The 24,394-nt window shown below is 58.2% G+C and carries 18 protein-coding genes, 1 other RNA gene and 1 pseudogene; 10 read left to right on the top strand and 10 right to left on the bottom strand.

Annotation, left to right across the window (positions count from 1 at the left end; all coding sequences use genetic code 11):
* The first annotated feature begins 30 nt into the window (after window positions 1-30).
* From A3466_RS00650 to selO, 5 genes are all read left to right on the top strand, one after another.
* Window positions 31-582, top strand: a complete 552-nt coding sequence (locus A3466_RS00650; RefSeq protein WP_022650905.1) for a glutathione peroxidase — start codon at window positions 31-33, stop codon at window positions 580-582.
* On the top strand, window positions 582-1,337 hold the full coding sequence (btuD, locus tag A3466_RS00645) for a vitamin B12 ABC transporter ATP-binding protein BtuD (RefSeq protein ID WP_063448975.1): 756 nt from the start codon (window positions 582-584) through the stop codon (window positions 1,335-1,337). Before A3466_RS00650 ends, btuD begins: the two co-directional genes overlap by 1 nt.
* Before the next feature lie 72 nt (window positions 1,338-1,409).
* Window positions 1,410-1,874 (top strand): NlpC/P60 family protein, encoded by a 465-nt coding sequence (locus A3466_RS00640; RefSeq protein WP_063448974.1) that lies wholly within the window; start codon window positions 1,410-1,412, stop codon window positions 1,872-1,874.
* A gap of 292 nt (window positions 1,875-2,166) precedes the next feature.
* Window positions 2,167-2,880, top strand: coding sequence for an EAL domain-containing protein (locus A3466_RS00635; RefSeq protein WP_063448973.1), 714 nt, complete (start codon window positions 2,167-2,169; stop codon window positions 2,878-2,880).
* A 61-nt stretch (window positions 2,881-2,941) separates the two neighbouring features.
* Window positions 2,942-4,384, top strand: coding sequence for a protein adenylyltransferase SelO (gene selO, locus A3466_RS00630; protein ID WP_063448972.1), 1,443 nt, complete (start codon window positions 2,942-2,944; stop codon window positions 4,382-4,384).
* Here selO and A3466_RS00625 read toward each other — a convergent pair.
* The 8 genes from A3466_RS00625 to ppsR form a co-directional block, all read right to left on the bottom strand.
* The gene (locus A3466_RS00625) at window positions 4,381-5,160 is read right to left on the bottom strand and encodes a heme ABC transporter ATP-binding protein (protein WP_063448971.1); all 780 of its coding nucleotides are present in this window, start codon (window positions 5,158-5,160) and stop codon (window positions 4,381-4,383) included. The genes selO and A3466_RS00625 overlap by 4 nt on opposite strands.
* Window positions 5,153-6,145: a FecCD family ABC transporter permease gene (locus tag A3466_RS00620; RefSeq protein ID WP_063448970.1), complete on the bottom strand. Its 993-nt coding sequence runs from the start codon at window positions 6,143-6,145 to the stop codon at window positions 5,153-5,155. The genes A3466_RS00625 and A3466_RS00620 overlap by 8 nt, the downstream gene beginning before the upstream one ends.
* On the bottom strand, window positions 6,145-6,963 hold the full coding sequence (locus A3466_RS00615) for a heme/hemin ABC transporter substrate-binding protein (protein WP_063448969.1): 819 nt from the start codon (window positions 6,961-6,963) through the stop codon (window positions 6,145-6,147). Before A3466_RS00615 ends, A3466_RS00620 begins: the two co-directional genes overlap by 1 nt.
* The gene (gene chuS / locus A3466_RS00610; protein ID WP_063448968.1) at window positions 6,960-7,988 is read right to left on the bottom strand and encodes a hematinate-forming heme oxygenase ChuS; all 1,029 of its coding nucleotides are present in this window, start codon (window positions 7,986-7,988) and stop codon (window positions 6,960-6,962) included. Before chuS ends, A3466_RS00615 begins: the two co-directional genes overlap by 4 nt.
* Before the next feature lie 35 nt (window positions 7,989-8,023).
* Window positions 8,024-10,006, bottom strand: coding sequence for a TonB-dependent hemoglobin/transferrin/lactoferrin family receptor (locus A3466_RS00605; protein ID WP_063448967.1), 1,983 nt, complete (start codon window positions 10,004-10,006; stop codon window positions 8,024-8,026).
* 76 nt (window positions 10,007-10,082) lie between these two features.
* Window positions 10,083-10,271, bottom strand: coding sequence for a hemin uptake protein HemP (hemP, locus tag A3466_RS00600; RefSeq protein WP_063448966.1), 189 nt, complete (start codon window positions 10,269-10,271; stop codon window positions 10,083-10,085).
* 197 nt (window positions 10,272-10,468) lie between these two features.
* Complete coding sequence (gene aroH, locus A3466_RS00595) at window positions 10,469-11,515, bottom strand: 3-deoxy-7-phosphoheptulonate synthase AroH (RefSeq protein ID WP_063448965.1); 1,047 nt, start codon at window positions 11,513-11,515, stop codon at window positions 10,469-10,471.
* Window positions 11,516-11,666: 151 nt separating this feature from the next.
* Window positions 11,667-12,500, bottom strand: a complete 834-nt coding sequence (gene ppsR, locus A3466_RS00590; protein ID WP_063448964.1) for a posphoenolpyruvate synthetase regulatory kinase/phosphorylase PpsR — start codon at window positions 12,498-12,500, stop codon at window positions 11,667-11,669.
* 335 nt (window positions 12,501-12,835) lie between these two features.
* Between ppsR and ppsA the strand changes: the two genes are divergently transcribed.
* The 3 genes and pseudogenes from ppsA to A3466_RS00575 all read left to right on the top strand — a co-directional run bounded on the left by ppsA (window position 12,836) and on the right by A3466_RS00575 (window position 19,227).
* Entirely contained in the window at window positions 12,836-15,214 is a 2,379-nt protein-coding gene (gene ppsA, locus A3466_RS00585) for a phosphoenolpyruvate synthase (protein ID WP_063448963.1), read from the top strand.
* 234 nt (window positions 15,215-15,448) lie between these two features.
* Window positions 15,449-16,848, top strand: a pseudogene (locus tag A3466_RS00580) (MFS transporter).
* 3 nt (window positions 16,849-16,851) lie between these two features.
* Window positions 16,852-19,227: a glycoside hydrolase family 3 N-terminal domain-containing protein gene (locus A3466_RS00575; protein ID WP_063448962.1), complete on the top strand. Its 2,376-nt coding sequence runs from the start codon at window positions 16,852-16,854 to the stop codon at window positions 19,225-19,227.
* Window positions 19,228-19,232: 5 nt separating this feature from the next.
* Here the strand turns inward: A3466_RS00575 and rprA are convergent.
* Together rprA and ydiK are read right to left on the bottom strand one after the other, a co-directional pair.
* Window positions 19,233-19,340, bottom strand: an RNA gene (gene rprA, locus A3466_RS00570) — antisense sRNA RprA.
* A gap of 209 nt (window positions 19,341-19,549) precedes the next feature.
* Window positions 19,550-20,665, bottom strand: coding sequence for an AI-2E family transporter YdiK (gene ydiK / locus A3466_RS00565; RefSeq protein WP_063448961.1), 1,116 nt, complete (start codon window positions 20,663-20,665; stop codon window positions 19,550-19,552).
* Window positions 20,666-20,862: 197 nt separating this feature from the next.
* Here ydiK and ydiJ point away from each other — a divergent pair, with 197 nt between their 5' ends.
* The gene (gene ydiJ, locus A3466_RS00560; protein WP_063448960.1) at window positions 20,863-23,919 is read left to right on the top strand and encodes a D-2-hydroxyglutarate dehydrogenase YdiJ; all 3,057 of its coding nucleotides are present in this window, start codon (window positions 20,863-20,865) and stop codon (window positions 23,917-23,919) included.
* On the top strand, window positions 23,916-24,326 hold the full coding sequence (gene menI / locus A3466_RS00555) for a 1,4-dihydroxy-2-naphthoyl-CoA hydrolase (protein WP_063448959.1): 411 nt from the start codon (window positions 23,916-23,918) through the stop codon (window positions 24,324-24,326). The genes ydiJ and menI overlap by 4 nt, the downstream gene beginning before the upstream one ends.
* The last annotated feature ends 68 nt before the right edge of the window (window positions 24,327-24,394 follow it).

The following is a 24,394-nucleotide window of genomic DNA, read 5'->3' as shown; positions in this document are numbered from 1 at the left end:
ACTACCCGTAAGTCAACCTGAGGGAATGCTATGCAGTCTGATATTCTGAATACCGAAGTGACCACCATTGACGGCGAGAAAACCACGCTGGAAGGCTACAAGGGCAAGGTGCTGCTCATCGTGAACGTGGCGTCGAAATGTGGCCTGACGCCGCAGTATGAACAGCTGGAAAATATTCATAAAGCCTGGGAAAAAGACGGCTTTACCGTGCTCGGCTTCCCGTGCAACCAGTTCCTGGGGCAGGAGCCGGGCAGCGAAGAGGAGATTAAGACCTTTTGCAGCACGACCTATGGCGTGACGTTCCCGATGTTCAGCAAAATTGATGTGAACGGGGAAAATCGTCATCCGCTGTATGCCAAGCTGGTGGCCGCGGCGCCGACAGCGGTTGCGCCTGAAGAGAGTGGTTTCTACGAGCGCATGGCAAGCAAAGGCCGGGCGCCGCTCTATCCGGACGATATTTTGTGGAACTTCGAAAAATTCCTGATTGGCCGTGACGGTCAGGTCGTACAACGTTTTTCCCCGGACATGACGCCTGAAGATCCTATCGTGATGGAATCTATCAAGCTGGCGCTGGCGAAATAATGTCGCTCCTGATGCAGCTCACAGACGTTGCCGGGAAGGGACGTCTTGAGCCTGTAACCGCCATCGTCAACGCAGGGGAAATGCTTCACCTGGTTGGGCCAAACGGTGCCGGGAAGAGCACATTGCTGGCGCGCATGGCGGGGCTGACCGCCGGGGAAGGGGAGATTACCTTTCTAGGGCAATCTCTTGACGAATGGCTACCCGCCACGCTCGCCTCCCGTCGAAGCTATCTGGTTCAGCAGCAGGTGCCGCCCTTTGCGATGCCGGTCTGGCACTACCTGACGCTGCACCTGCCTGATAAAAATCAGGTGGCATTGCTCCACGACGTTGCCGCGGCGCTCGGGTTAGGCGATAAGCTTACCCGACAGGCCAGCCAGCTTTCCGGCGGAGAGTGGCAGCGCGTGCGTCTGGCCGCCGTCATTCTTCAGATCCATCCGTCCGGAAATCCTCACGGGCGGTTGCTGCTGCTGGACGAGCCAATGAGCGGGCTGGACGTTGCCCAGCAGGCCGCGCTGGATGCTCTGCTCAGCGCGCTCTGCCGCAAGGGCATTACCATTGTGATGAGCAGTCATGATTTAAACCATACGTTGCGTCACGCGCATCGGGTGTGGTTGCTGGCCCGTGGCAAGCTGATTGCCAGCGGACCGCGCGACAGCGTGCTGACGGCCCCCAATCTTGCCAGTGCTTACCACATGTCGTTCCGGAGGCTGGATATTGAAGGCCACAAGATGCTCATCTCCACGGCGCAGGAATAACCTTTCTTGCACAGCCGCATAGATGCACGCTAAATTACCGAAAGAACAAAAAAAGCAGAGGATTCGTCTGAAATGCGATTCTGGTTTCTCCTTGTTGCGGCGCTCTTTCTTGCAGGATGCAGTAGCCATCGTGCACCTCCGCCCAACCCACGGCTTTCCGATTCCATTACGGTCATTGCCAGCCTGAACGATCAGCTCAGCAACTGGCGCGGCACCCCCTATCGCTACGGTGGCATGAGCCGGGGCGGGGTGGATTGCTCGGGATTCGTGCTGATGACCTTCCGAGATAAATTTGATCTACAGCTTCCGCGTGAAACGCGTATGCAGGCGGAGATCGGCACTGAGATTGATAAAGACGAGCTCCTGCCCGGCGACCTGGTCTTTTTCAAAACAGGCTCCGGTGAAAGCGGCCTTCATGTCGGCATTTATGACACCGATAATCAGTTCATTCATGCCTCGACCAGCCGTGGCGTGATGCGCTCCTCTCTCGATAATGTTTACTGGCGTAAAAACTTCTGGCAGGCCAGACGTATTTAACCGATACATAAAGATGCGGTGCGGGGAGCCTGGCGGTGAATATAGCCGTCAGGCTTTTCTTACGGGTTGATTAAAGTTAAATTTTTGCCCAATTATTTATGTCGGCATGTGCCTGTTTTATCTAAAACTGGCTATTATTCAATAACCAGGATAAAATTATTAAAGATTCAGGGAAAAATCTGAAAATTAATACGGAAAGAATGAAATTAAACTTATTAAAATCAATACAGTGGAATTGTGCCTGCAATTGCTCCAGGATGTTCTCTCTCATCTTTAATGCAGGACAAGCGCGATGATTATTACGCTAGATAATGCTTACCAGTCTGAACTTTTACTGCTTCCGGCGCGTGATAGTGCAGGTTTGCTTAAAGGTTTAGAGATTTTGGTTAACTTTACTGGCGTGGGTACGGACGTACGAATCCCGACGGAACTGGTTATCCCGCATCTTTCCCGGGAAGATGAATTAGCGCTGTTTCAGGAGAAACTGCAATTACTCGATACCTGTAAGCTATTTTTTATTCAGCATCAGTTAATTGCATGGATCAATATTACACCCGCAATTGTTGAGTTTTTATTAACTAATGAGAACGCTGTTTCAATCCTTGAGCGTTATCCGTTTCTTGAGTTTACTGTTAATGAGAACTATCCAGGTTTAAATAACGGAAAAGACGATCTGACGCTGGCAAGAATGGCGATCCATTTCCCATTAGTGCTGGCTAACTTTGGTGCAGGGGCAGCGTCCCTTAAGCCGGTTTATGATGGTTTGTTCAAACGGGTCATTCTGGATAAAAACTTCATCCAGCAGCGCGTTTCGGCGCTCTCCTTTGAGCCTTTTATGCGCGCTATCCTCTGGCAAATCACGCCGCACTGTCAGTCGGTCATGGTCTCAGGAATTGACGATCACGGCATACTGCAACGCGTGCTGCCCTTCAATTTTGGTGCAATGCAGGGCACCCTGTGGCCTGCCGTCCCGGCTGAACGCGTCACGACCCTCGTTCAGCAATAACCCCTTTCTTCGCCCGTGTTTACGTTCAGGGAAACCCTCTACACTTAAAGCAGGAGGACTTATGACCCTGTCTTTTACTGCCCACTGGCATGATGAACTACCCGGCTTTTACACCGCGCTTAAGCCAACGCCTTTACAGAATGCACGTCTGATCTGGCATAACGATGCGTTAGCGGATTCGCTTGGCATCCCTTCGTCTCTTTTTCAGCCAGAAAAAGGCGCCGGCGTCTGGGGGGGGGAAACGCTGCTTCCGGGCATGAAGCCGCTGGCTCAGGTTTACAGCGGACATCAGTTTGGCGTCTGGGCGGGACAGCTCGGCGATGGTCGCGGCATCCTGCTGGGTGAACAGGTGTTGCCGAATGGCGAAACGCGCGACTGGCACCTGAAAGGGGCAGGGCTGACCCCATACTCTCGCATGGGGGATGGCCGCGCGGTGCTGCGCTCAACCATCCGTGAAGGTCTGGCGTCGGAAGCCATGCATGCGCTGGGGATCCCAACCTCACGCGCGCTGTCGATTGTCACCAGCGACACGCCGGTTGCCCGCGAGACGATGGAGCAGGGAGCGATGCTGATCCGCGTGGCCGAAAGCCATCTGCGTTTCGGCCATTTTGAACACTTCTATTATCGCCGCGAGCCGGATAAGGTCCGCCAGCTTGCCGATTACGCCCTTCGTCGTCACTGGCCGCATCTGCAAAACGAAGCGGATCGCTATGTTCTCTGGTTCCGCGATATCGTCGCGCGCACCGCCTCAATGATTGCCCGCTGGCAGGCCGTCGGCTTTGCGCACGGCGTAATGAATACCGACAACATGTCCCTGTTGGGGCTGACGTTTGACTACGGTCCGTACGGCTTCCTTGATGACTATCAGCCGGGTTACATCTGTAACCATTCGGACTATCAGGGGCGTTACCGGTTCGACAACCAGCCTGCGGTGGGGCTGTGGAACCTCCAGCGTCTTGCACAAAGCCTGTCGCCGTTTATCGACGTCGATGCCCTGAACGATGCGCTCGACAGCTATCAGGAGGTATTGCTGCGGGAATACGGCGCGTTAATGCGCAACAAGCTGGGCCTCATGACGCAGGAAAAAGGCGATAACGCGCTGCTGAACGGGCTGTTTGCGATCATGGCGCGGGAAGGCAGCGACTATACCCGAACCTTCCGTATGCTGAGCCAGACCATGCAGCAGAGCGCCGCGTCACCGCTGCGCGACGAGTTCATTGATCGACAGGCGTTTGATGACTGGTTTGCCGCTTACCGCGCGCGTTTGCAGCAGGAGCAGATTGACGATGATATCCGTCAGGCGCAGATGAAGGCGGTTAACCCGGCGATGGTGTTGCGCAACTGGCTGGCGCAGCGGGCCATTGAGCAGGCAGAGCAGGGGGAGTATACCGAGCTGCACCGGCTGCATCTCGCCCTGCGTACGCCGTTTGCCGACCGGGACGATGACTATGTCAGCCGCCCGCCGGACTGGGGCAAGCGGCTGGAAGTGAGCTGCTCAAGCTAAGGGGCGAGAAAAACCTGCGGCGCGGCATGCGCCGGATGCGTGCCGACGTGCACCTGTGCACCGTACCAGCGGGCCAGCGCGTCGGCCTGCAAAACTGTCTCCGGTATGCCCTCAGAAACAATCCTCCCGTTGTGGAGCAGCAGGATCCTGTCTGACCATAACGCGGCAAGATTGAGATCGTGCAGCACCACGCACACGTGAAGATGGCCCTGACGGGTGAGGGATTTCAGCAGACGCAGCAGATGCTGCTGGTGATAGAGATCCAGCGCGGAAGTGGGTTCGTCGAGAAACAGCCAGCCGCGCGGCGTTCCGTCACGCCACAGCTGCGCCAGCGCACGGGCGAGCTGAACGCGCTGCTGCTCGCCGCCCGAGAGGACATGATAGCGCCTGCCGGCCAGCGGCAGGCAACCGGTCAGCTGCAACACCTCACGCACAATCGACGGTTCCGGGTGCCGCGTCCAGGGCGCACGCCCCATTCCAACGATCTCCTCCACCTGCCAGTCAAATCCTGGCTGAGTATGCTGACGCATCACCGCCCGATAGCGGGACAGCGTTTCCGGCGGCCATTCGCCCAGGGTTTTCCCCGCCAGCGAACAGCTGCCGCTGTCGGGCTTCAGGTAGCCTGTCAGCAGCCGCAGCAGCGTCGATTTCCCCGCACCGTTGGGGCCGATAAGCGTGACCAGCTCTCCCTGCGACAGTGACAGCGAAATATTATCCGTCAGCGTGCGGCCAGACCGGGTAAGGGTAAGATGTTCAGCCGTATAACGTTCAGCCATGCTGCTCTCCACGCCGAAAGATAAGCCATAAGAACCAGGGGGCACCAAGGATGCTGGTAAGCAGGCCGACCGGCATTTCTGCCGGGGCGACCAGGGTGCGCGCCACCGTATCCGCCACCAGCAGCAGAAGCGCGCCCGCAAGTATCGCACCGGGGAGCGTTGCGCGGTGATCGGCACCCAGCCACATGCGCATCAGGTGCGGCACCACGAGCCCGACAAAGCCAATCACGCCGCTGACGGCGACAGCCGCCGCGACCAGCAGGGCGCTGCACAACAGTAAGATTCGCTGTACCTGGGCAACGTCCACGCCAAGGTAATGCGCTTCCTCTTCACCCAGTTGCAGCAAATTTAACGCGCTGGCACAACGCCAGATCGCCAGTACGGCAGGCACCATCAGCGAGGTCACGGCCAACAGCGTTGACCACTGCGCCTGACCGAGACTTCCCATTCCCCAGAGTGAAAGCTGGCGAAGCTGCGCGTCATTGCTGACCCACGAAAGTACGCCTACCGCCGCACCGCACAGGGCATTGATGGCGATCCCCACCAGCAACAGGCGTGACAGCGAGCCGTTACGCTGTCGGCTGAGCAGAAAGATTGCGGCTGTGGCCGCCAGCGCCCCAATGAATGCCGCCAGCATCGGGGCGTAGAGCATCATCAGCGCGGGCAAAGAGAGCGGAAGCACCACCCACAGGGCGACGGCCAGCGCCGCGCCGCTGCTGATCCCGAGCAGGCCCGGGTCGGCCAGCGGATTGCGGAACAGTCCCTGCATGACGCAGCCGGCAAGCGCCAGCGATCCGCCAATCACCAGCGCCAGCAGCACGCGGGGCAGACGGATGGTCAGCCAGATCTGGCGCAGCGTCTCATCGCTGCTGCTCCACAGCACGTTCACCGGCAGGCGTAACGCCCCAAAACCGGTGGCGGTGAACGTTATGACGGTGAGCGCCCCCGCCAGAAGCCACAGCGAGAGCGTGATGCGCCGGGACATCAGGGCAGTTGCTCCGCTCTGGCTCGCAGCTGCTGAATGGCTTTCGGCGTACGGACGCTGAAGCCCAGCAGGGCCATGTCGTCAATGGCCAGCACCTGCCTGTTTCGTCCCGCTGGCGTTTGCGCCAGGCCGGGCAGTTTCCACAGATTTTCTTCACCGCCCAGCGCGGTGAGGCCGTCCTGCGAAATCACCACCAGATCCGGCTGGCTGGCCATCACTCCCTCCTGCGAGAGCGGCTGATAGCGGGTAAAGCCCTGCATGGCGTTCTGCAACCCGGCAGCGCGGATTGCCGCATCCGCGCCGGTCTGTTGCCCGGCCGCCATTGCGGTCATCCCGCCGTGGCTGAGGATAAACAGCACCCGCTTGTTGAGCGGTGACGAGGGGAGTGCCGCCAGCGCCTGACGCAGCGAGCTGCGCAGGGTTTCCCCTTGCGCCTCATGATGCGTTGCCTGGGCTATCACCCGCACTTTTTCGTCAATCGCGCCCAGGTCCGGGGTGCCGGGAACGATCACCACCCTGACGTGGCTCTGTTCAACCTGCTTCAGGGCCAGTGATGGCTGCGCCTGGTCGCTTGCCAGCACCAGCGTCGGGCGCACGGACAAAATCCCCTCCGCGTTGAGCTGGCGAAGGTATCCCACGTCAGGCAGCGCTGTCGTTGCCTGCGGCCACTGGCTGGTACTGTCGCGCGCAACCAGAGAGGACTCCGCGCCGAGGGCGTAGACGATCTCCGTCACGTCGCCGCCGAGGGCGACAATTCTCTCCGGCGCGGCGGCGGCGAACAGCGGCAGGGCGCAGAGCAGGGCAAACCAGTTTTTCATGCGGCCAGCCCTTCCGGCGTCAGGGCGTCAATCTGGCGACGCCACAGGCTTTGCTCCGGCTCGCCTTCAGTACGCTGACCGTAGAGCTGGGCGATTTGGGTGCCATCCGCCGCAAACAGCTCCAGGCTGGTGACGTGACCGTCCGCCGTCGGCTTGCGTGTTACCCACGTCTCCGCGACGGCCTCCTCCAGCAGGTGCAGGGTAAAGGTCGGGTTGAAGATGTTCAGCCAGCCCTTCATTGGCGTCAGCTTTTCCACCGCACCGGTGAAGATCTGTACGCAGCCGCGGTTGCCGACAAAGATCATGATTTCGTTTCCGTCCCGTCGCGCCGTCTCCAGCAGCTGCGCCAGCGCGCTGTTTTCAACCTTACAGGCCAGATCGTCACTGACCAGACGAAACGCCTGCTGGCGGCTGAGGTTGTGGCGCTTGAGCAGGCTAAAGAACTGGTGCACGTCGGTCATGGCGCGCCACTCGTTCTCTACCAAACTGGCGTCTGCGCGTTCGGCATGCGCGGGCGCATTGGCCGCTTCCAGCGCCAGAGGGGGGTTATCGGCAATGATAAAACGGGTCAGCACGTCGCCCCAGGCGGCGACGTCGGTGCTATCCGTGGCGTAGACCTTCAGCAGCGCATCGCCCTGACGATCGAAGAACTGAATGCTCTGGCGTTCGCCGCGCGGGGTCGTCTCGCTGATATGAAACGCGCTCGCCCACTGGTTGAGGAACAGACGCAGATCCAACGCGCGCGGGTTCAGCACCAGCCCGGCGTGGCCGCCGAGGTGCTGGTTAGTAAACGCCCCGACCTGTTCATGAACGGCGTACTCGTTACGGCAGATGCATTTGGTTTCGCCCACGGACTCCAGCGCCGCCAGAATGTCGCGGATCTCGCCGCGCAGCCGCCAGGCGTCGTGGCCGACGCGTGCATAAGCCAGCTCCGCCTCACTGATGTTCATTAAGCCGGCGATATCACGCGCGTACTTACCCGGATTTTCTTCTTTAAGCTCAAGCCAGCGTGTGTAGTGACGCATAATCTTATCCTTCTGAATCGTTGCCCCGACGGGGATTACCACTGATAACTGACGAAAATTTTACCGTTGCGACCGTCCTGCGGAATGCCCTGCGGTGACCAGTAGGCTTTATCAAAGGCGTTCCCCAGTACTAGGGTGGTGGTGATGCCTTTGAACTGCTGCTGGCCTTTGTAGCTGACGTAGAAATCGTTAACCGCATAGCCCGGCTGCTCGCTGTAGCTGCTGCTGATGTGCGTTGAACGTTCGACGAAGGTGCCGATCCAACCCACGGAGAAGCCGCTTTGCGCCACCGGGATATCCAGCTTGCTGGTGACGGTGTCCGGATTAATGCTGGAGATATATTCGCCCGTGTCGGTATCTTTCCCGCGCGTGCGGTTGTAGGCCACGTCGAGGTTGAACAGACTGGTCGAGTAGGTCGCCATCATGTCCCAGCCCCAGATTTTGGCGTTTGGCACGTTGTAGGACATGGTGGTGGCCGCCGCAAAATCGACGGTGGTGGAGATGTAATCTTTCGCTTTGGTGTCGAAGTAGCTGGCTTTGAACTCCAGCGCGTCGTTGGCGAGTATGAGATCGTCAAAACGCAGACCAAAACCGAACTCCTGGGTTTCGTTAGTTTCCGGACGCAGGTTCGGGTTCGGCACCCAGTAGTTGGTGTAGAAACTGCCGATGGAGAAGTGCTTCGAGTCGTTATACATCTCGCCCATCGTTGGCGCGCGGAAGGCCTGAGCGTAAGAGCCGAACAGCATCAGCCAGTCGGCTGGACTCACGGTTAACCCGGCGCGTGATGACCATTTATCCGCATCCACGTCATCGTAACCGCTGCTGCTGCCGCGGTAGTTGTCGTAACGCGTCCCGCCGAGAAGCGTTACCGGCAGGTCGCGCAGGGTGATCTCATCCTGCAACCAGCCGGAGCTAAAGTCGATCTTCGCGTCCGGGAAGCCGGTGGTCGCGCCGCCAGGGTGTTGCTCCTGACGATAGTATTCCCCACCGTAGGTCAGCAAGTGAGAGGCAAAAGAGTCGCTGAACAGGCGGGTACGGTTTTCCACTTTGCCGCCTTTGGTGGTCTGCTTACGGAACTCGCCGCTGGCGTCAATGTTCTGGGCATTGATCCGCGCTTCGGACCAGTAGATTTTCGCGTCGGCGTTCAGCCAGTCGTTTCCGACGGGTGCAATGCGGTAGCCAAGCTGGGCATCGCGCTGAATGGTGGAACGGTCGGTCATCGGGTTACTGCTGTTGGCATCCGTGGTCTGCGGATTTTTTGGCTCCTGCGCGTCGTTGTTGTAGTAGCGCAGGGAGCCGCTCAGGGTCTGAGCCGGGTCGATTTTCCAGCTGCCTTTCGCCAGCATATTGTTGATGGACTCGTCGTTTGGTGCTCTCGCGCCGTCGCTCTGGCGAATGTCGCCGCGATCGCGGCTGGACCAGGAGACCAGGCCGTCAAGGGTATCGGTGCGGCCATAGGCGCTGGCACCCATTCCGATGCTGCGATCGCCCGTCGCGCCGGTAGCAAACACGCGATAGCCGCTGTTTTTACCTGCGTCCAGCAGATCGCTGGCGTCGACGGTATCATACGAAATCACGCCACCCAGCGCGCCGCTGCCGTACAGCAGGGCGGAAGGGCCGCGCACCACTTCAATACGTTTGATCAGCGCCGGGTCGAGGAACGTGCTGTTCAGGTGTCCGGTATCGGTACCCTGGCGTACGCCATCCACCAGCACCAGCACGCCACGGCGGTCGTAACCGCGCAGGTTAACGTCCTGGCCGTTGGTGCGCCCGGTGCCGTCCAGCATCAGGCCGGGCACCTTGCGCAGCAGGTCGGCGGCGGAGCTGGCGGTCTGGTTTTCCGGGGCGGTGGCGTCAATCACGCTCACCATCATGGGGGCTTCAAAGGCGCTGCGGGCATTGCCGGTGGCGGTAACGGTGATATCGTCTGCGGCGGCAAACGCAACGCCCGGCAGGGTGCTGACAATCGCCAGCGCCAGAAGGGACGGGCGTAAAGACGCGGATTGCAGGTGTGGCATAGCAACTCTCCATAAGAATTGAAAAGCGCTGGCTGCCTGGGGATCACCTGGGTGGCTGGCGAAGGTTTTGTCTGGTTTATTTTGTCAGGATCAGTTTTCCGGCATTGGTCTGGCGCAGCAGATAGTGCTGTCCGTCATGCTCGATAATCACCCGGCCCTCCTCACCCAACAGGCTGTTGCTGTCGATGCGGCGATCGGTGGAAGCAGGGGATGGCGCTGTGTGTGTTTTTACTGGCGTTGCCGCGCTGTTATCGGTCGGTGACATAATGTTTATAAATAACAATCAATGTAACAATGATAATCATTATCAATAAACTGCATTTTCACAGCAAGCGTTTTTGTGAAAATTGTGTGACGGGATCAAATTTGTGCAATGAAACGCCCGGTGGCGGCTACGCCTTACCGGGCCTACAACGGCACGGATCGTAGGTCGGGTAAGCGCAGCGCCACCCGACAATAACATCAGAAGCGAGAATAAACCGCCGCAGCCAGCTTCTCCAGCAGCCGTTCGCTGTCTTCCCAGCTCAGGCAGGGGTCGGTAATCGACTGGCCGTACACCATTTGCTGTCCGGCCACGATCTTCTGGGTGCCTTCTTTGATAAAGCTCTCCGCCATAATCCCCGCAATGGCGGTCGAGCCGCTGCGGATCTGCTGGCAGACTTCATCGCAGACGTCCAGCTGGCGGCGGTGCTGTTTCTGGCAGTTGCCGTGGCTGAAATCCACCACCAGATGCTCCGGCAGGTCAAACTCCGCCAATGTTTCGCAGGCGGCGGCAATATCTTCCGCGTGGTAGTTCGGCTTTTTACCGCCGCGCATAATGATGTGACCGTAAGGGTTGCCGCTGGTCTGGTAGATGGTCATCTGGCCGTTTTTATCCGGAGAGAGGAACATATGGCTGGCGCGCGACGCGCGGATGGCATCGACGGCAATTCGGGTATTGCCGTCAGTTCCGTTTTTAAAGCCCACCGGGCAGGAGAGCGCCGATGCCATTTCACGGTGGATCTGGCTTTCGGTGGTGCGCGCACCAATCGCGCCCCAGCTGATGAGGTCGGCAATAAACTGTCCGGTCACCATATCCAGGAATTCGGTGGCGGTCGGCACGCCCAGCTCGTTAACCTGCAACAGCAGCTTGCGCGCCAGGGCAATACCGTGATTCACCCGGTAGCTGCCGTTCAGATCAGGGTCGGAAATCAGTCCTTTCCAGCCCACCACGGTGCGCGGCTTTTCAAAGTAGGTACGCATCACGATCTCCAGCCGATCCTGATACGTTTCGCGCAGCGTCTGAAGGCGTTTTGCATAATCTACCGCCGCGTCCAGGTCGTGAATGGAGCAGGGGCCAATCACCACCAGAAGACGTTTGTCTTCACCATTGAGAATTTTTTCGATGCGGCGACGGGAGGCCGTCACATGGTCCGCCACCTCGGGGGAAACGGGGTGCAGCTGTGCCAGTTCAGCCGGTGTGACCAGGCTATCAATGCGCGCAGTGCGAAGTTCGTCGGTTTTGTTCATGGAATGTCTCAGAAATTTTTTGCTTCATCGGCAGACTACCGGGAAGTGATGGGCATCACCTTAAACCAATCCCTGCTGATTTCAAGTTCGGGGCGCGTCGCCCCGAGGATGAGCGTAATAATAACTGAAACTGGATTAATGTACTAGCATATTAGTACATGCGGCGATTCAGCCCCATGATGTCGAGGATTTTGGTGGCAATTTCTTCTACCGAATAGTTGGTGCTGTTCAGCCAGGGGATCTGGTTTTTTCGGTACAGCGCTTCGACTTCGGCGACTTCCATTCGACACTGGCGCATCGAGGCATAGCGGCTGTTCTCGCGACGTTCTTCGCGGATCGCCGCCAGACGTTCCGGGTTGATGGTCAGCCCAAACAGCTTATGCTGGAGCGGCTTGAGCGCGGCGGGCAGCACCAGGTTATCCATATCATCGGCAATAAAGGGGTAGTTGGCGGCGCGAATGCCAAACTGCATCGCCAGGTAAAGGCTGGTGGGGGTTTTACCGCAGCGCGACACGCCGAGCAAAATGACCTGCGCCTGATCCAGATTGCGCAGCGAGATCCCGTCGTCGTGCGCCAGGGTATAGTCAATGGCGGCAATACGCGCATCGTATTTGGTCAGGTTGCCGGGGTTTAGCCCGTGGGTACGGTGGGCGATGGGCGTCGGGTCGAGCTTCAGCTCGCTTTGCAGCGGTGCGACGAGCGCCTGCACGATGTCCTGGCAGAACCCTTCGCTTTGCAGAATGATATTGCGGATCTCGGGGATCACGATGGAATAGAACACCAGCGGACGAACGCCGGTCTGCTGATAAATGGCGTCGATCTGGTCCTTGACCGCTTTGGCCCGGCTCTCGTTTTCCACGAACGGCAGCGTGATGCTGTTTATCGACACGGGAAACTGCGACATCACCGCGTGGCCCAGCACCTCGGCGGTGATCGCGGTCCCATCAGAAATATAAAAAACGTGGCGATCGACAGCATTATCCATTTTATTCACCCTGAATAGCGTACGTAATTGCCTGAAAGCATAAATTAAAAAAGTTAATTTCACAGCTAAGAACGTATCTGAATTTAAAATGAAATGGTGTTTTTGATTTTCCTGAAAACCGGATTTCATTTTCCGAATAGCGGCTTTATTTTTATGGTTTCTGGCGGAATCTATAGGAATCATCGGGTTAGCAAGCGTATGGAAAGTGTCCGAAAAGTTGAAAATTAAAATTGCTTACACGATTCACCGTTTTTTTAGCGGAAATAAATATGCCAGTATAAATACGTAGTCAGGTGTTTCTTACTCCGATCAAATATCACAAAAGGATTGTTTCGATGTCCAACAATGGCTCGTCACCGCTGGTGCTTTGGTATAACCAACTCGGCATGAATGATGTAGACAGAGTTGGGGGCAAAAATGCCTCCCTGGGTGAAATGATTACAAATCTGTCCGGTATGGGGGTCTCCGTACCAAACGGGTTTGCCACAACCGCCGATGCGTTTAACCTGTTTTTAGACCAGAGCGGTGTAAACCAGCGCATTTACGACCTGCTGGATAAAACGGATATTGATGACGTGACCGAGCTTGCCAAAGCCGGCGCGCAAATCCGCCAGTGGATTATCGACACACCTTTCCAGCCAGAACTGGAAAAAGCCATTCACGACGCGTATAACCAGCTCTCCGCTGACGACGAGCAGGCCTCCTTTGCCGTGCGCTCCTCCGCCACCGCAGAAGACATGCCGGACGCATCGTTTGCCGGCCAGCAGGAAACGTTCCTGAACGTTCAGGGCTATGACGCGGTGCTGGTGGCGGTGAAGCACGTCTTCGCCTCCCTGTTCAACGATCGCGCCATTTCCTATCGCGTGCATCAGGGCTATGACCATCGCGGCGTCGCGCTCTCTGCCGGCGTGCAGCGCATGGTGCGCTCCGACGTAGGATCGTCCGGCGTGATGTTCTCGATTGATACCGAATCCGGCTTCGACCAGGTGGTGTTCATCACCTCCGCGTGGGGCCTGGGTGAGATGGTGGTGCAGGGGGCAGTGAACCCTGACGAATTTTACGTTCACAAGCCAACGCTTGCGGCAAACCGACCGGCGGTGGTGCGCCGTACCATGGGCTCGAAAAAAATCCGCATGATCTATGCCCCGACGCAAGAGCACGGCAAGCAGGTCACGATTGAAGATGTGCCGCAGGAGCAGCGCGACCGCTTCTCCCTGACCGACGCCGAGGTAGAAGAGCTGGCGAAGCAGGCGGTACAGATTGAAAAACACTATGGCCGCCCGATGGACATCGAGTGGGCGAAAGACGGCCATACCGGCAAGCTGTTTATCGTGCAGGCGCGTCCGGAAACCGTCCGTTCTCGCGGTCAGGTCATGGAGCGCTACACCCTTCACGCTCAGGGCAAAATTGTTGCGGAGGGCCGCGCGATTGGTCACCGCATCGGTGCCGGTCCGGTGAAGGTGATCCACGACATTAGCGAAATGAACCGCATTCAGCCCGGCGACGTGCTGGTGACCGACATGACCGACCCGGACTGGGAACCGATCATGAAGAAAGCGGCCGCCATCGTCACCAACCGCGGTGGACGCACCTGTCACGCGGCAATTATCGCCCGTGAGCTGGGGATCCCGGCGGTCGTCGGCTGCGGTGACGCGACCGAACGCATGAAGGACGACCAGAAGGTGACGGTCTCCTGCGCTGAAGGCGATACCGGGTACGTGTATGCCGATATCCTCGACTTCAGCGTGAAAAGCTCCAGCGTGGATACCATGCCGGACTTGCCGCTGAAGATCATGATGAACGTCGGTAACCCGGACCGCGCGTTTGACTTCGCCTGCCTGCCGAACGAAGGCGTGGGCCTGGCGCGTCTGGAATTCATCATCAACCGCATGATTGGCGTTCACCCGCGCGCGCTGCTGGAGTTCGACGACCAGGATGCGAAGCTGCAAAACGAAATCCGCGAGATGATGAAGGGTTACGACTCACCGAGAGAGTTCTATGTTGGCCGTCTGACGGAAGGGATCGCCACGCTCGGCGCGGCCTTCTACCCGAAACGCGTGATCGTGCGCTTGTCGGACTTTAAGTCCAACGAATACGCCAACCTGGTGGGCGGTGAGCGCTACGAGCCGGAGGAAGAGAACCCGATGCTGGGCTTCCGCGGCGCAGGCCGCTACGTGTCAGAAAGCTTCCGCGACTGCTTCGCGCTGGAGTGCGAGGCGGTGAAACGCGTGCGCAACGACATGGGGCTGACCAACGTGGAGATCATGATCCCGTTCGTCCGTACCGTGGATCAGGCGAAGGCGGTGGTGGACGAGCTGGCGCGTCAGGGGCTGAAGCGCGGCGAGAACGGGCTGAAGATCATCATGATGTGTGAAATTCCGTCCAACGCCCTGCTGGCAGAGCAGTTCCTGGAGCACTTCGACGGCTTCTCCATCGGCTCGAACGACATGACGCAGCTGGCGCTTGGTCTCGACCGCGACTCCGGCGTCGTCTCTGAGCTGTTCGACGAGCGTAACGAGGCGGTGAAAGCGCTGCTCTCCATGGCCATTCGCGCGGCGAAGAAACAGGGTAAATACGTTGGCATTTGCGGTCAGGGTCCGTCTGACCACGAAGACTTTGCGGCCTGGCTGATGGACGAGGGGATTGATAGCCTCTCCCTGAACCCGGACACCGTGGTGCAAACCTGGCTGAGCCTGGCAGAGCTGAACAAGTAAAACCGACATAACCTGAAAAAGGCGAGGATATCTGTCCTCGCCTTTTTTATTTTCCTGCGAATATGCTCACCATCACAAATAAAGCAAAAAACCAAATATCATAATTTACCTGTTAATTTAGACAATTGTTAGCGGGCAAGGCGTTGCTAATACTTGAGCCTTACCGCGTGCATCCTTCGGGATGATGCGCGACTGGTTGAAATACGTTTTAACCTGATAAAAAGGCAAATAACAATGACAATCTCCTCTGTATTACGCACCAAAGATAAAATAGGTTATGGCCTGGGTGATATGGCCAGCGCGCTGGTCTGGCAAACGGCAACGTTATTTCTCGCTTATTTCTATACGGACGTATTCGGTTTGCCTGCGGCCATTATGGGCACCATGTTTTTAGTGGTGCGCGTGGTCGATGCCTTTGTCGACCCGTGCATTGGCGCGCTGGTGGATCGCACTCAGACGCGCCACGGTCGTTTTCGCCCCTGGCTGCTCTGGTTTGCCATTCCGTTTGGCGTGAGCTGCCTCATTACCTTCTACGTGCCGGTTGCCGGGCGACGGCAAAAATTGTCTATGCCTGCGTGACGTATGCCATCCTGAGCCTGATCTACTCCGCCATTAACGTGCCTTACTGCGCCATGCCCGGCGCGCTGACGCTTGACCCGCGCGAGCGCCACTCGCTGCAATCCTGGCGCTTTGGCCTGTCGTTTATCGGCGGGTTGATTGTGACGGTGATTGCGCTGCCGCTGGTCTCATTATTAGGCCAGGGTAATGTGCAGAAAGGCTATTTCTATGCCATGAGCCTGATGGGGTTGCTGGGGATTGTTTTATTCTTCTGCTGCTTCTTTATGACCCGGGAGCGCTACTCTCCGCGTAATGACACCTCCGGCTCGATGCTGACGGATTTAAAACTGCTGGCCGGCAACAGCCAGTGGCGAATTGTTTTTCTGTTTAATATTTTACTGTTAACCGCCGTCGTGACGCGCGGCTCGGCGACCATGTATTACGTTGACTATGTTCTGTTACGTCCCGATCTGGTCTTTGCCTTTATTGTTTCCGGCATGGTGGCATCCCTGAGCGGCGCATTATTATCAGAACGCCTGCTGGGGAAATTCGACCGCGTGCGTGCCTATCAGTGGACCATTATTTCCTTCGTTATTTTTGGCGCGCTGATTTTCTTCATTCCCCCTTCGCAGGTGTGGCTGATATTCGGTCTGAATATTGTGTTTAGTTTTATTCAGAACCTGACCACGCCGCTGCAATGGACCATGTTCTCAGACGTGGTGGACTACGAAGAGCATCGCAGCGGCCGCCGCCTGGACGGGCTGGTCTTCTCTACCGCCCTGTTTGCCATCAAATTTGGGCTGGCGCTGGGTGGGGCAGTGGTCGGTTGGGTGCTTGGCATGGTGGATTACGCTCCCGGACAGGCAAACCAGGCCCCTCACGTACTCGCAACGATCAACGCGCTGTTCACCCTGATCCCCTGCGCGCTGTTCCTGTGCATGGTGGCGCTCCTTGCCATCTACAAACTCAACAGCCCGCTGGTGGACGCCATCGCCCGGGAACTGGCCAGCAAACGCGATATTCGAAACGATGCGGGGCAGCTTAGCCCGGCAGCGCAATCCGCACTACAGGAGTAAACCATGACTGCGATCTACAGGGACGCGGGACGTCCCGTACACGAGCGTGTCGCCGATCTACTGGCGCGTATGACCCCGGAAGAGAAATTTGCCCAGATGCACGCATACTGGCTGATCCTCGATGAAAACGGCAACCATCGCGAGCGCAGCGATCTGAGCGATGAGTTTGCCGGTGTAAGCGAACAGGCGTCCCTCAGCGAAAGGCTGAAGCTGGGCGTCGGGCAGATCACCCGTCCGCTCGGCACGCACATTGTCGACGCGAAGACCGGCGTGCGTGCTGCCAACCGCCTGCAACGCCTGATGATGGAGGAGACCCGGCTCGGCATTCCGGCGCTGTTTCATGAGGAGTGTCTGGTCGGCTTGCTTTGTAAAGACGCCACGCTCTTCCCGTCGTCGCTGAACTACGGTTCCACCTGGGACCCGGCGCTGGTGCAGCGCGCGGCAGAGCAGATTGGCAAAGAGGCCCGCTCAGTCGGGTGCCAGCAGGGGCTGGCCCCGGTGCTGGACGTCTCGCGCGACGTGCGCTGGGGGCGTACGGAAGAGACCTTTGGCGAAGATCCGTGGCTGGTGGGGGTGATGGCCACGGCGTACGTGAAGGGATTGCAGGGTGACAAGCGCGATCTGCTGGCGACCCTGAAGCATTACGTGGGCCACTCGTTCAGCGAAGGGGCGCGCAACCATGCCCCGGTCCATCTCGGCTTCAGCGAGCTAAACGATACTTTCCTGCTGCCGTTTGAGATGGCGGTCAAGCTGGCTAACGCCGGTTCGGTGATGCCGGCCTATCACGACATCGATAATCAGCCGGGCCACAGCGACCATTTCCTGCTCACCACCGTTTTGCGCGAGCAGTGGGGCTTCGACGGCATTATCGTGGCGGACTACGGCGGTGTCAGCCTGCTGCACCAGCACCACGGAATTTCTCACGATCCAGCGGAATCGGCTGCGCTGGCGTTTAACGCCGGGCTGGACGTGGAGCTGCCGAAGGATGACTGCGCGCGCCACCTGGCGGAAGCGGTAGAGCGTGGGCTCATCTCCATGGCGAAGGTGGATGAGATTGTGGCGCGCGTGCTGGGTGAAAAATTCCGCCTCGGGCTGTTTGAAAACCCGTACGTCGATGAAGACGGTATCGATTTGCAAAGCGAGGCGACACGACAGGCGGCGCGCGAGGTAGCAACCACATCGATAACGCTGCTGGAAAATAACGGCATTTTGCCTCTCGGCGGCAAACCGCGTGTAGCCGTAGTCGGGCCGACGGCAGACGATCCGCTGGCGCTACTGAGCGGCTACAGCTTCCCGGTTCACCTGATCATCAGCGATATGGTTGAAGAGACCTCGCAGGTGACGACTCCGCGCGCGGCGCTGGAACAGTACCTTGGCGCATCGCAGATACGTTATGCGAAAGGGTGTCACATTATTGAAAAACGGATGGCGGGTGCGCCGGTCTTCCCGGGCGACAGCGGCGGTAAGCTGATGCAGCAGTCGCCGGTGTCACAACGCACGGATCTGATCCCCGACGCCGTGAGTGCTGCACAAGCGAGTGACGTAGTGGTGGCCTGCGTTGGCGACCTTGCCGGGCTATTCCAGAGCGGCACCGTGGGGGAAGGCTCGGATACCGATTCGCTGGATCTGCCGGGCGTGCAGCAGCAACTGCTGGACGCGCTGGTGGCAACCGGCAAGCCGGTGATTGTTGTCATGACGGGCGGGCGTCCTTATAACCTTCAGGGGCTGGAAGAGAAGGTGGCCGCGCTGATAATGGCCTGGGCGCCCGGGCAGGAAGGCGGTTGGGCAATTGCCGATGTGTTAACCGGCCGTGCCGAACCGCAGGGCAGGCTGGTGGTGAGCGTGCCGAAAAGCGCCGGGGCGATGCCGTACTACTACAATCACAAGCTGAAAAGCGGGGGCACGCCGTTTGCCTTCCATTTCGGCGCGCGTTACCCGTTTGGTTACGGGCTCGGCTGGACGCAGTTTAGCTGGGGTGCGGCACGGCTGGCTGAAAGCCGCGTCCCGATCGCTGGAGAGGTGACATTAAGTATCGATATCACCAACGCCGGCGAGCGCAGCGGCAGTGAAGTGGTGCAGGTCTACGTGCGCGACAAGGTCGCCACGAAGGTGCGTCCGCTTCAGGAGCTGAAAGCGTTCCAGCGCGTTACGCTTGCACCGGGAGAAATCGCCACGCTGACCTTTACTCTGCCGGTGGAGATGTTCAGTTTCACGCGTCGGGACGGGAAGCGAATTGTCGAGCCAGGGGAGTTTGAGCTACAGGTTGGCGCTTCCTCGGCGGATATTCGCGAGGTTGTGACGGTGCAGGTGACCGGGGAAACGCGGGTGCTGGCGGGTGACTGGCAGATGCTCAGCCGCTGTGACATTACGCGGACGTAAAAAGGATAAAAAAAAGCCCACCGTGGGAGATGGGCAAAGACTACACACAGCAATTCGTTGTTTCACTCAGGGGATTTCCATGCTTATAAATCAAGGTGTTGATTTATAACCGTGTCTTAATAGTAGGCATGCCAGGTTTTTGAGTCGATCGGATTCGTCTCAATAGTTAAAGGTAGGTAAAGATTTCTCGAAGAGAATGACGGTTTTAGGCTGGAAAAGGCGGGTCTGACCAGTGTGCAGAGAATAAATAGTTTAGCAACGTTTAAGTATTGCTGCGAAGAGTGTAGGCCGGGTAAGTGCTGGCACCACCCGGCATAAAACTTTACTGCGCGTTCTTGTCTTCCAGCTCTTCTAGTTCCCTTAGCATGACGTCCGGATCGGTTCCCGGCGGCGGCACTTCATGTACCCAGGCGGAGAAGAGACGCCAGGTTACCGCAAGCAGCACCGGACCAATGAACAGACCAATCATGCCGAAGGCAATTAACCCCCCGATAACGCCGGACAGGATGAGGATCAGCGGCAGGTCAGCGCCCATGCGAATGAGCAGCGGGCGAATCACGTTATCCATGGTGCCCACCACGCAGCTCCAGACCAGCAGCACCGTGCCCCAGGTCGTATCACCCGTCCAGTAAAGCCAGATAATGCAGGGGACCAGCACCAGCAACGGACCAAGCTGCGCCAGACAGGTCATCAGCATGACGACGGTGAAAATAGTGGCATAAGGGACGCCGGCGATCGCCAGCCCGATACCGCCAAGCACGGCCTGCACCAGCGCCGTCACCACCACGCCAAGCGCCACCGCGCGAACGGCCTGGGCTGCCAGCAGTACGGCCGCGTCGCCGCGTTTTCCTGCCAGCCGGGTGGCGAAATGACGTACGCCCAGCGCAACCTGCTCGCCGCGCCAGTAGAGCAGGGCGCTGAAGAGCAGCATCAGGGCACAGTGCATCATAAAGCGGCCAACGTGAGCGGCCTGACCCACAAACCAGGTAGTGGTTGTGCCGATGTACGGACGCACTTTCGTCATCAGCGCGCTGCCGCCCATCTCCAGCAGGCTATGCCAGCCGCTGTACAGTTTAGCGCCCACGACCGGAATGCTGTTCAGCCACGCGAGATCCGGCAGCGTCATGTCACCACTGGTGACCGCGCGAATAACCGGGCCGCTGCTGTCCACCAGGCTATTCACCAGCAGTGCAATGGGAATAATAAACAGCAGGAACAGCAGCAGCGTCATCACCATTACGGCGAGGCCGCGACGACCAAACAGCAGTTTCTGCAAGCGTAAGAGTAAAGGCCAGGTGGCGACAACAACGGTAGCGGCCCAGGCAAAGCCGAGCACGAAAGGCCGAACAATCCACAGACACGCAATAATCATGAGGGCCAGGAACAGCACCGACAGTAAAATTTGCGCAACATCCCTGGGCTGGCGAAGGTTGACCATAAATAAAACTTTCCTTAAAAGAACGCCAGTCTGACTGGCGAAAACGTAAACCGCATCTCTTTAATCATTAATGATCTCAGCGATTTTTGACAGGCGAATTCTGCCTGTAATTCTGCTGAGCGCATAAGAAAAAAATGTGATAAAAAGTTGTGATACAACGCAAACGATTCCCATCACTCTCATTAGGGACGATAGTCATGATCCCACAGATTTCTCAGGCACCTGGCGTCGTTCAGCTGGTGCTTAATTTTTTGCAGGCACTGGAGCAACAGGGTTTTACAGGTGATACCGCCACGAATTATGCCGACAGGCTGACGATGGCGACCGATAACAGTATCTACCAGCTTCTTCCCGATGCCGTCGTTTTCCCGCGCTCTACCGCGGACGTGGCGCTTATCGCCCGCCTGGCATCGCAGGACCGTTTCACCTCTCTGGTCTTTACCCCGCGTGGCGGCGGTACGGGCACCAACGGGCAGGCGCTGAACCAGGGCATCATTATTGATATGTCCCGCTATATGAACCGCATCATTGAGATCAACCCCGAAGAGGGGTGGGTGCGCGTAGAAGCGGGGGTGATCAAGGACCAGCTCAATCAGTTTTTAAAACCGTACGGCTATTTTTTTGCGCCGGAACTGTCCACCAGCAACCGCGCGACCCTTGGCGGGATGATCAACACCGATGCCTCCGGGCAGGGCTCGTTGGTCTACGGTAAAACCTCCGATCACGTGATGGGGGTGCGGGCGGTGCTGCTGGGGGGCGATATTCTCGACACCCAGCCGATGCCGGTCGAACTGGCCGAAACGCTGGCAAAGGAGAGCACCACCAGCGGACGGATTTATCGCACCGTGCTGGAGCGCTGTCGCGAAAATCGCGAACTGATCCTCGACAAATTCCCGAAGCTAAACCGCTTTCTGACGGGCTACGATCTGCGACATGTCTTCAACGACGACATGAGCCAGTTCGATCTTACCCGCGTACTGACCGGTTCAGAAGGTACGTTGGCCTTTATCACCGAAGCGCGTCTGGATATCACCCCGCTGCCGAAGGTGCGCCGTCTGGTGAACGTCAAATACAACTCCTTTGACTCCGCGCTGCGTAATGCCCCGTTTATGGTGGAAGCGCGGGCGCTGTCGGTGGAAACCGTCGACTCTAAGGTGCTGAATCTGGCCCGGGAAGACATCGTCTGGCACTCGGTGAGCGAGCTGATTACCGACGTGCCGGATAAAGAGATGCTCGGCCTGAACATCGTTGAGTTTGCCGGGGACGACGCACAGCTCATTGAGAGCCAGGTGAGCACGCTCTGCCAGCGGCTGGACGAGCTGATTGCGCAGGGCGAGGGCGGCGTCATTGGCTGGCAGCTGTGTAACGATCTCGCCGGCATCGAGCGCATCTACGCCATGCGTAAAAAGGCGGTGGGGCTGCTCGGCAACGCGAAAGGGGCGGCGAAGCCGATTCCCTTTGCGGAAGATACCTGCGTGCCGCCGGAGCATCTGGCGGACTACATCGTTGAGTTTCGCGCGCTGCTCGACGGTCATGGCCTGAGCTATGGCATGTTCGGGCACGTTGACGCGGGCGTGCTGCACGTGCGCCCGGCGCTGGACATGTGCGATCCGCAGCAGGAGATCCTGATGAAGGAGATCTCCGACGAGGTTGTGGCCCTGACGGCCAAATACGGCGGTTTGCTGTGGGGCGAGCACGGCAAGGGGTTCCGTGCCGAGTACAGCCCGGCGTTTTTTGGCGAACAGCTCTACGCCGAGCTGCGTAAGGTGAAGGCCGCGTTCGATCCTGATAACCGCCTCAACCCGGGAAAAATCTGCCCGCCGGAGGGCGTTGATGCGCCGATGTTGCAGGTGGATGCCGTTAAGCGCGGCACATATGATCGCCAAATTCCGATTGCGGTGCGCGCTTCCTGGCGCGGCGCGATGGAGTGTAACGGCAACGGGCTGTGCTTCAACTTCGATGTGAAAAGCCCGATGTGTCCGTCGATGAAAATTACCAGCAACCGCATCCACTCCCCCAAAGGACGCGCGACGCTGGTGCGAGAATGGCTGCGCCTGCTGGCCGATCGCGGCGTTGACCCGCTCAAGCTGGAGCAGGAGTTGCCGGAAAAACGCGCCAGCCTGCGCGGGCTTATCGAACGCACCCGCAACAGCTGGCATGCGAATAAAGGCGAATACGATTTCTCCCACGAGGTAAAGGAGGCGATGTCCGGCTGCCTGGCGTGCAAGGCATGTTCAACCCAGTGCCCGATTAAAATCGACGTGCCGGAGTTCCGTTCACGCTTCCTCCAGCTTTACCACACGCGTTATCTGCGCCCAATGCGCGATCATCTGGTGGCGACGGTCGAGAGCTACGCGCCGCTGATGGCTCGTGCGCCAAAAACCTTTAACTTCTTTATCAACCAGCCGCTGGTGCGCAAGCTTTCCGAAAAACATATCGGGATGGTCGATCTGCCGCTGCTCTCTGTTCCCTCGTTGCAGCGTCGGCTGGTGGGGCACCGTTCGGCGAATATGACTCTGGAACAGCTGGAGGCTCTCTCCCCGGAGCAGAAAGCGAAGACGGTGTTGGTGGTGCAGGATCCGTTTACCAGTTACTACGATGCGCAGGTGGTGGCGGATTTTGTCCGTCTGGCGGAGAAAATGGGTTACCAGCCGGTGGTGCTGCCGTTCTCGCCAAACGGTAAAGCGCAGCATATCAAAGGCTTCCTGACCCGATTTGCGAAAACCGCGCAGAAAACCTCAGACTTCCTGAACCGCGTGGCGCAGCTCGGCATGCCGATGGTTGGCGTCGATCCGGCGCTGGTGCTCTGCTATCGCGAAGAATATAAGCAGACGCTCGGCGATACGCGCGGTGATTTTCAGGTCTTACTGGTGCACGAGTGGCTGCCTGCGGTGCTGAAGCAAACGGACGCTCAGGAGGCCAGCGGAGAATCCTGGTATCTGTTTGGACACTGCACTGAAGTGACCGCGCTGCCGACGGCGCCTGCCCAGTGGGCGTCAATCTTCGCCCGCTTTGGCGCGAAGCTGGAAAGCGTTAACGTGGGCTGCTGCGGTATGGCCGGCACCTACGGTCATGAAGTCAAAAACCACGCCAATTCCCTCGGCATTTATGAGCTGTCGTGGCATCAGGCAATGCAGCGCCTGCCGCGTAACCGCTGTCTGGCAACGGGGTACTCCTGTCGCAGCCAGGTGAAACGGGTGGAAGGTAACGGTGTGCGCCATCCATTGCAGGCTTTACTGGAGATTATCGGATGATCTGGAAACGTGCGGTCACGCTGGAGGCATTAAATGCTATGGGTGCAGGAAACATGGTCGGCTTACTGGATATCCAGTTCACGCGCGTTGGCGACAACGAACTGGAGGCGACGATGCCGGTAGACAGCCGTACGCATCAGCCGTTTGGCCTGTTGCACGGCGGCGCGTCCGTCGTGCTGGCTGAAACGCTCGGCTCAGTTGCAGGTTATCTCTGCACGGAAGGGAAGCAGAAGGTGGTCGGGCTGGAGGTCAATGCCAACCACATTCGCGCCGTTCGCAGTGGGCGCGTGCGCGGCGTTTGCCGTGCGCTGCACGCCGGAGGCCGTCATCAGGTGTGGCAGATCGAGATTCTGGACGAGCAGGATCGCCTCTGCTGTTCGTCCAGGCTGACGACGGCCGTTGTGTAAAGTTTCCAGATGTCTTGTTTTTGGTCAAAAAATAGCCGTCCGTTTGTGATATACTGGTCACGTTTTGA

The organism is Enterobacter genomosp. S (assembly GCF_001631805.1).
Taxonomy (GTDB): Bacteria; Pseudomonadota; Gammaproteobacteria; order Enterobacterales; family Enterobacteriaceae; genus Enterobacter; species Enterobacter quasihormaechei.
The sequence above is the reverse complement of the archived record's forward strand: the minus strand, read 5'-3'. Positions and strand labels throughout refer to the sequence as shown.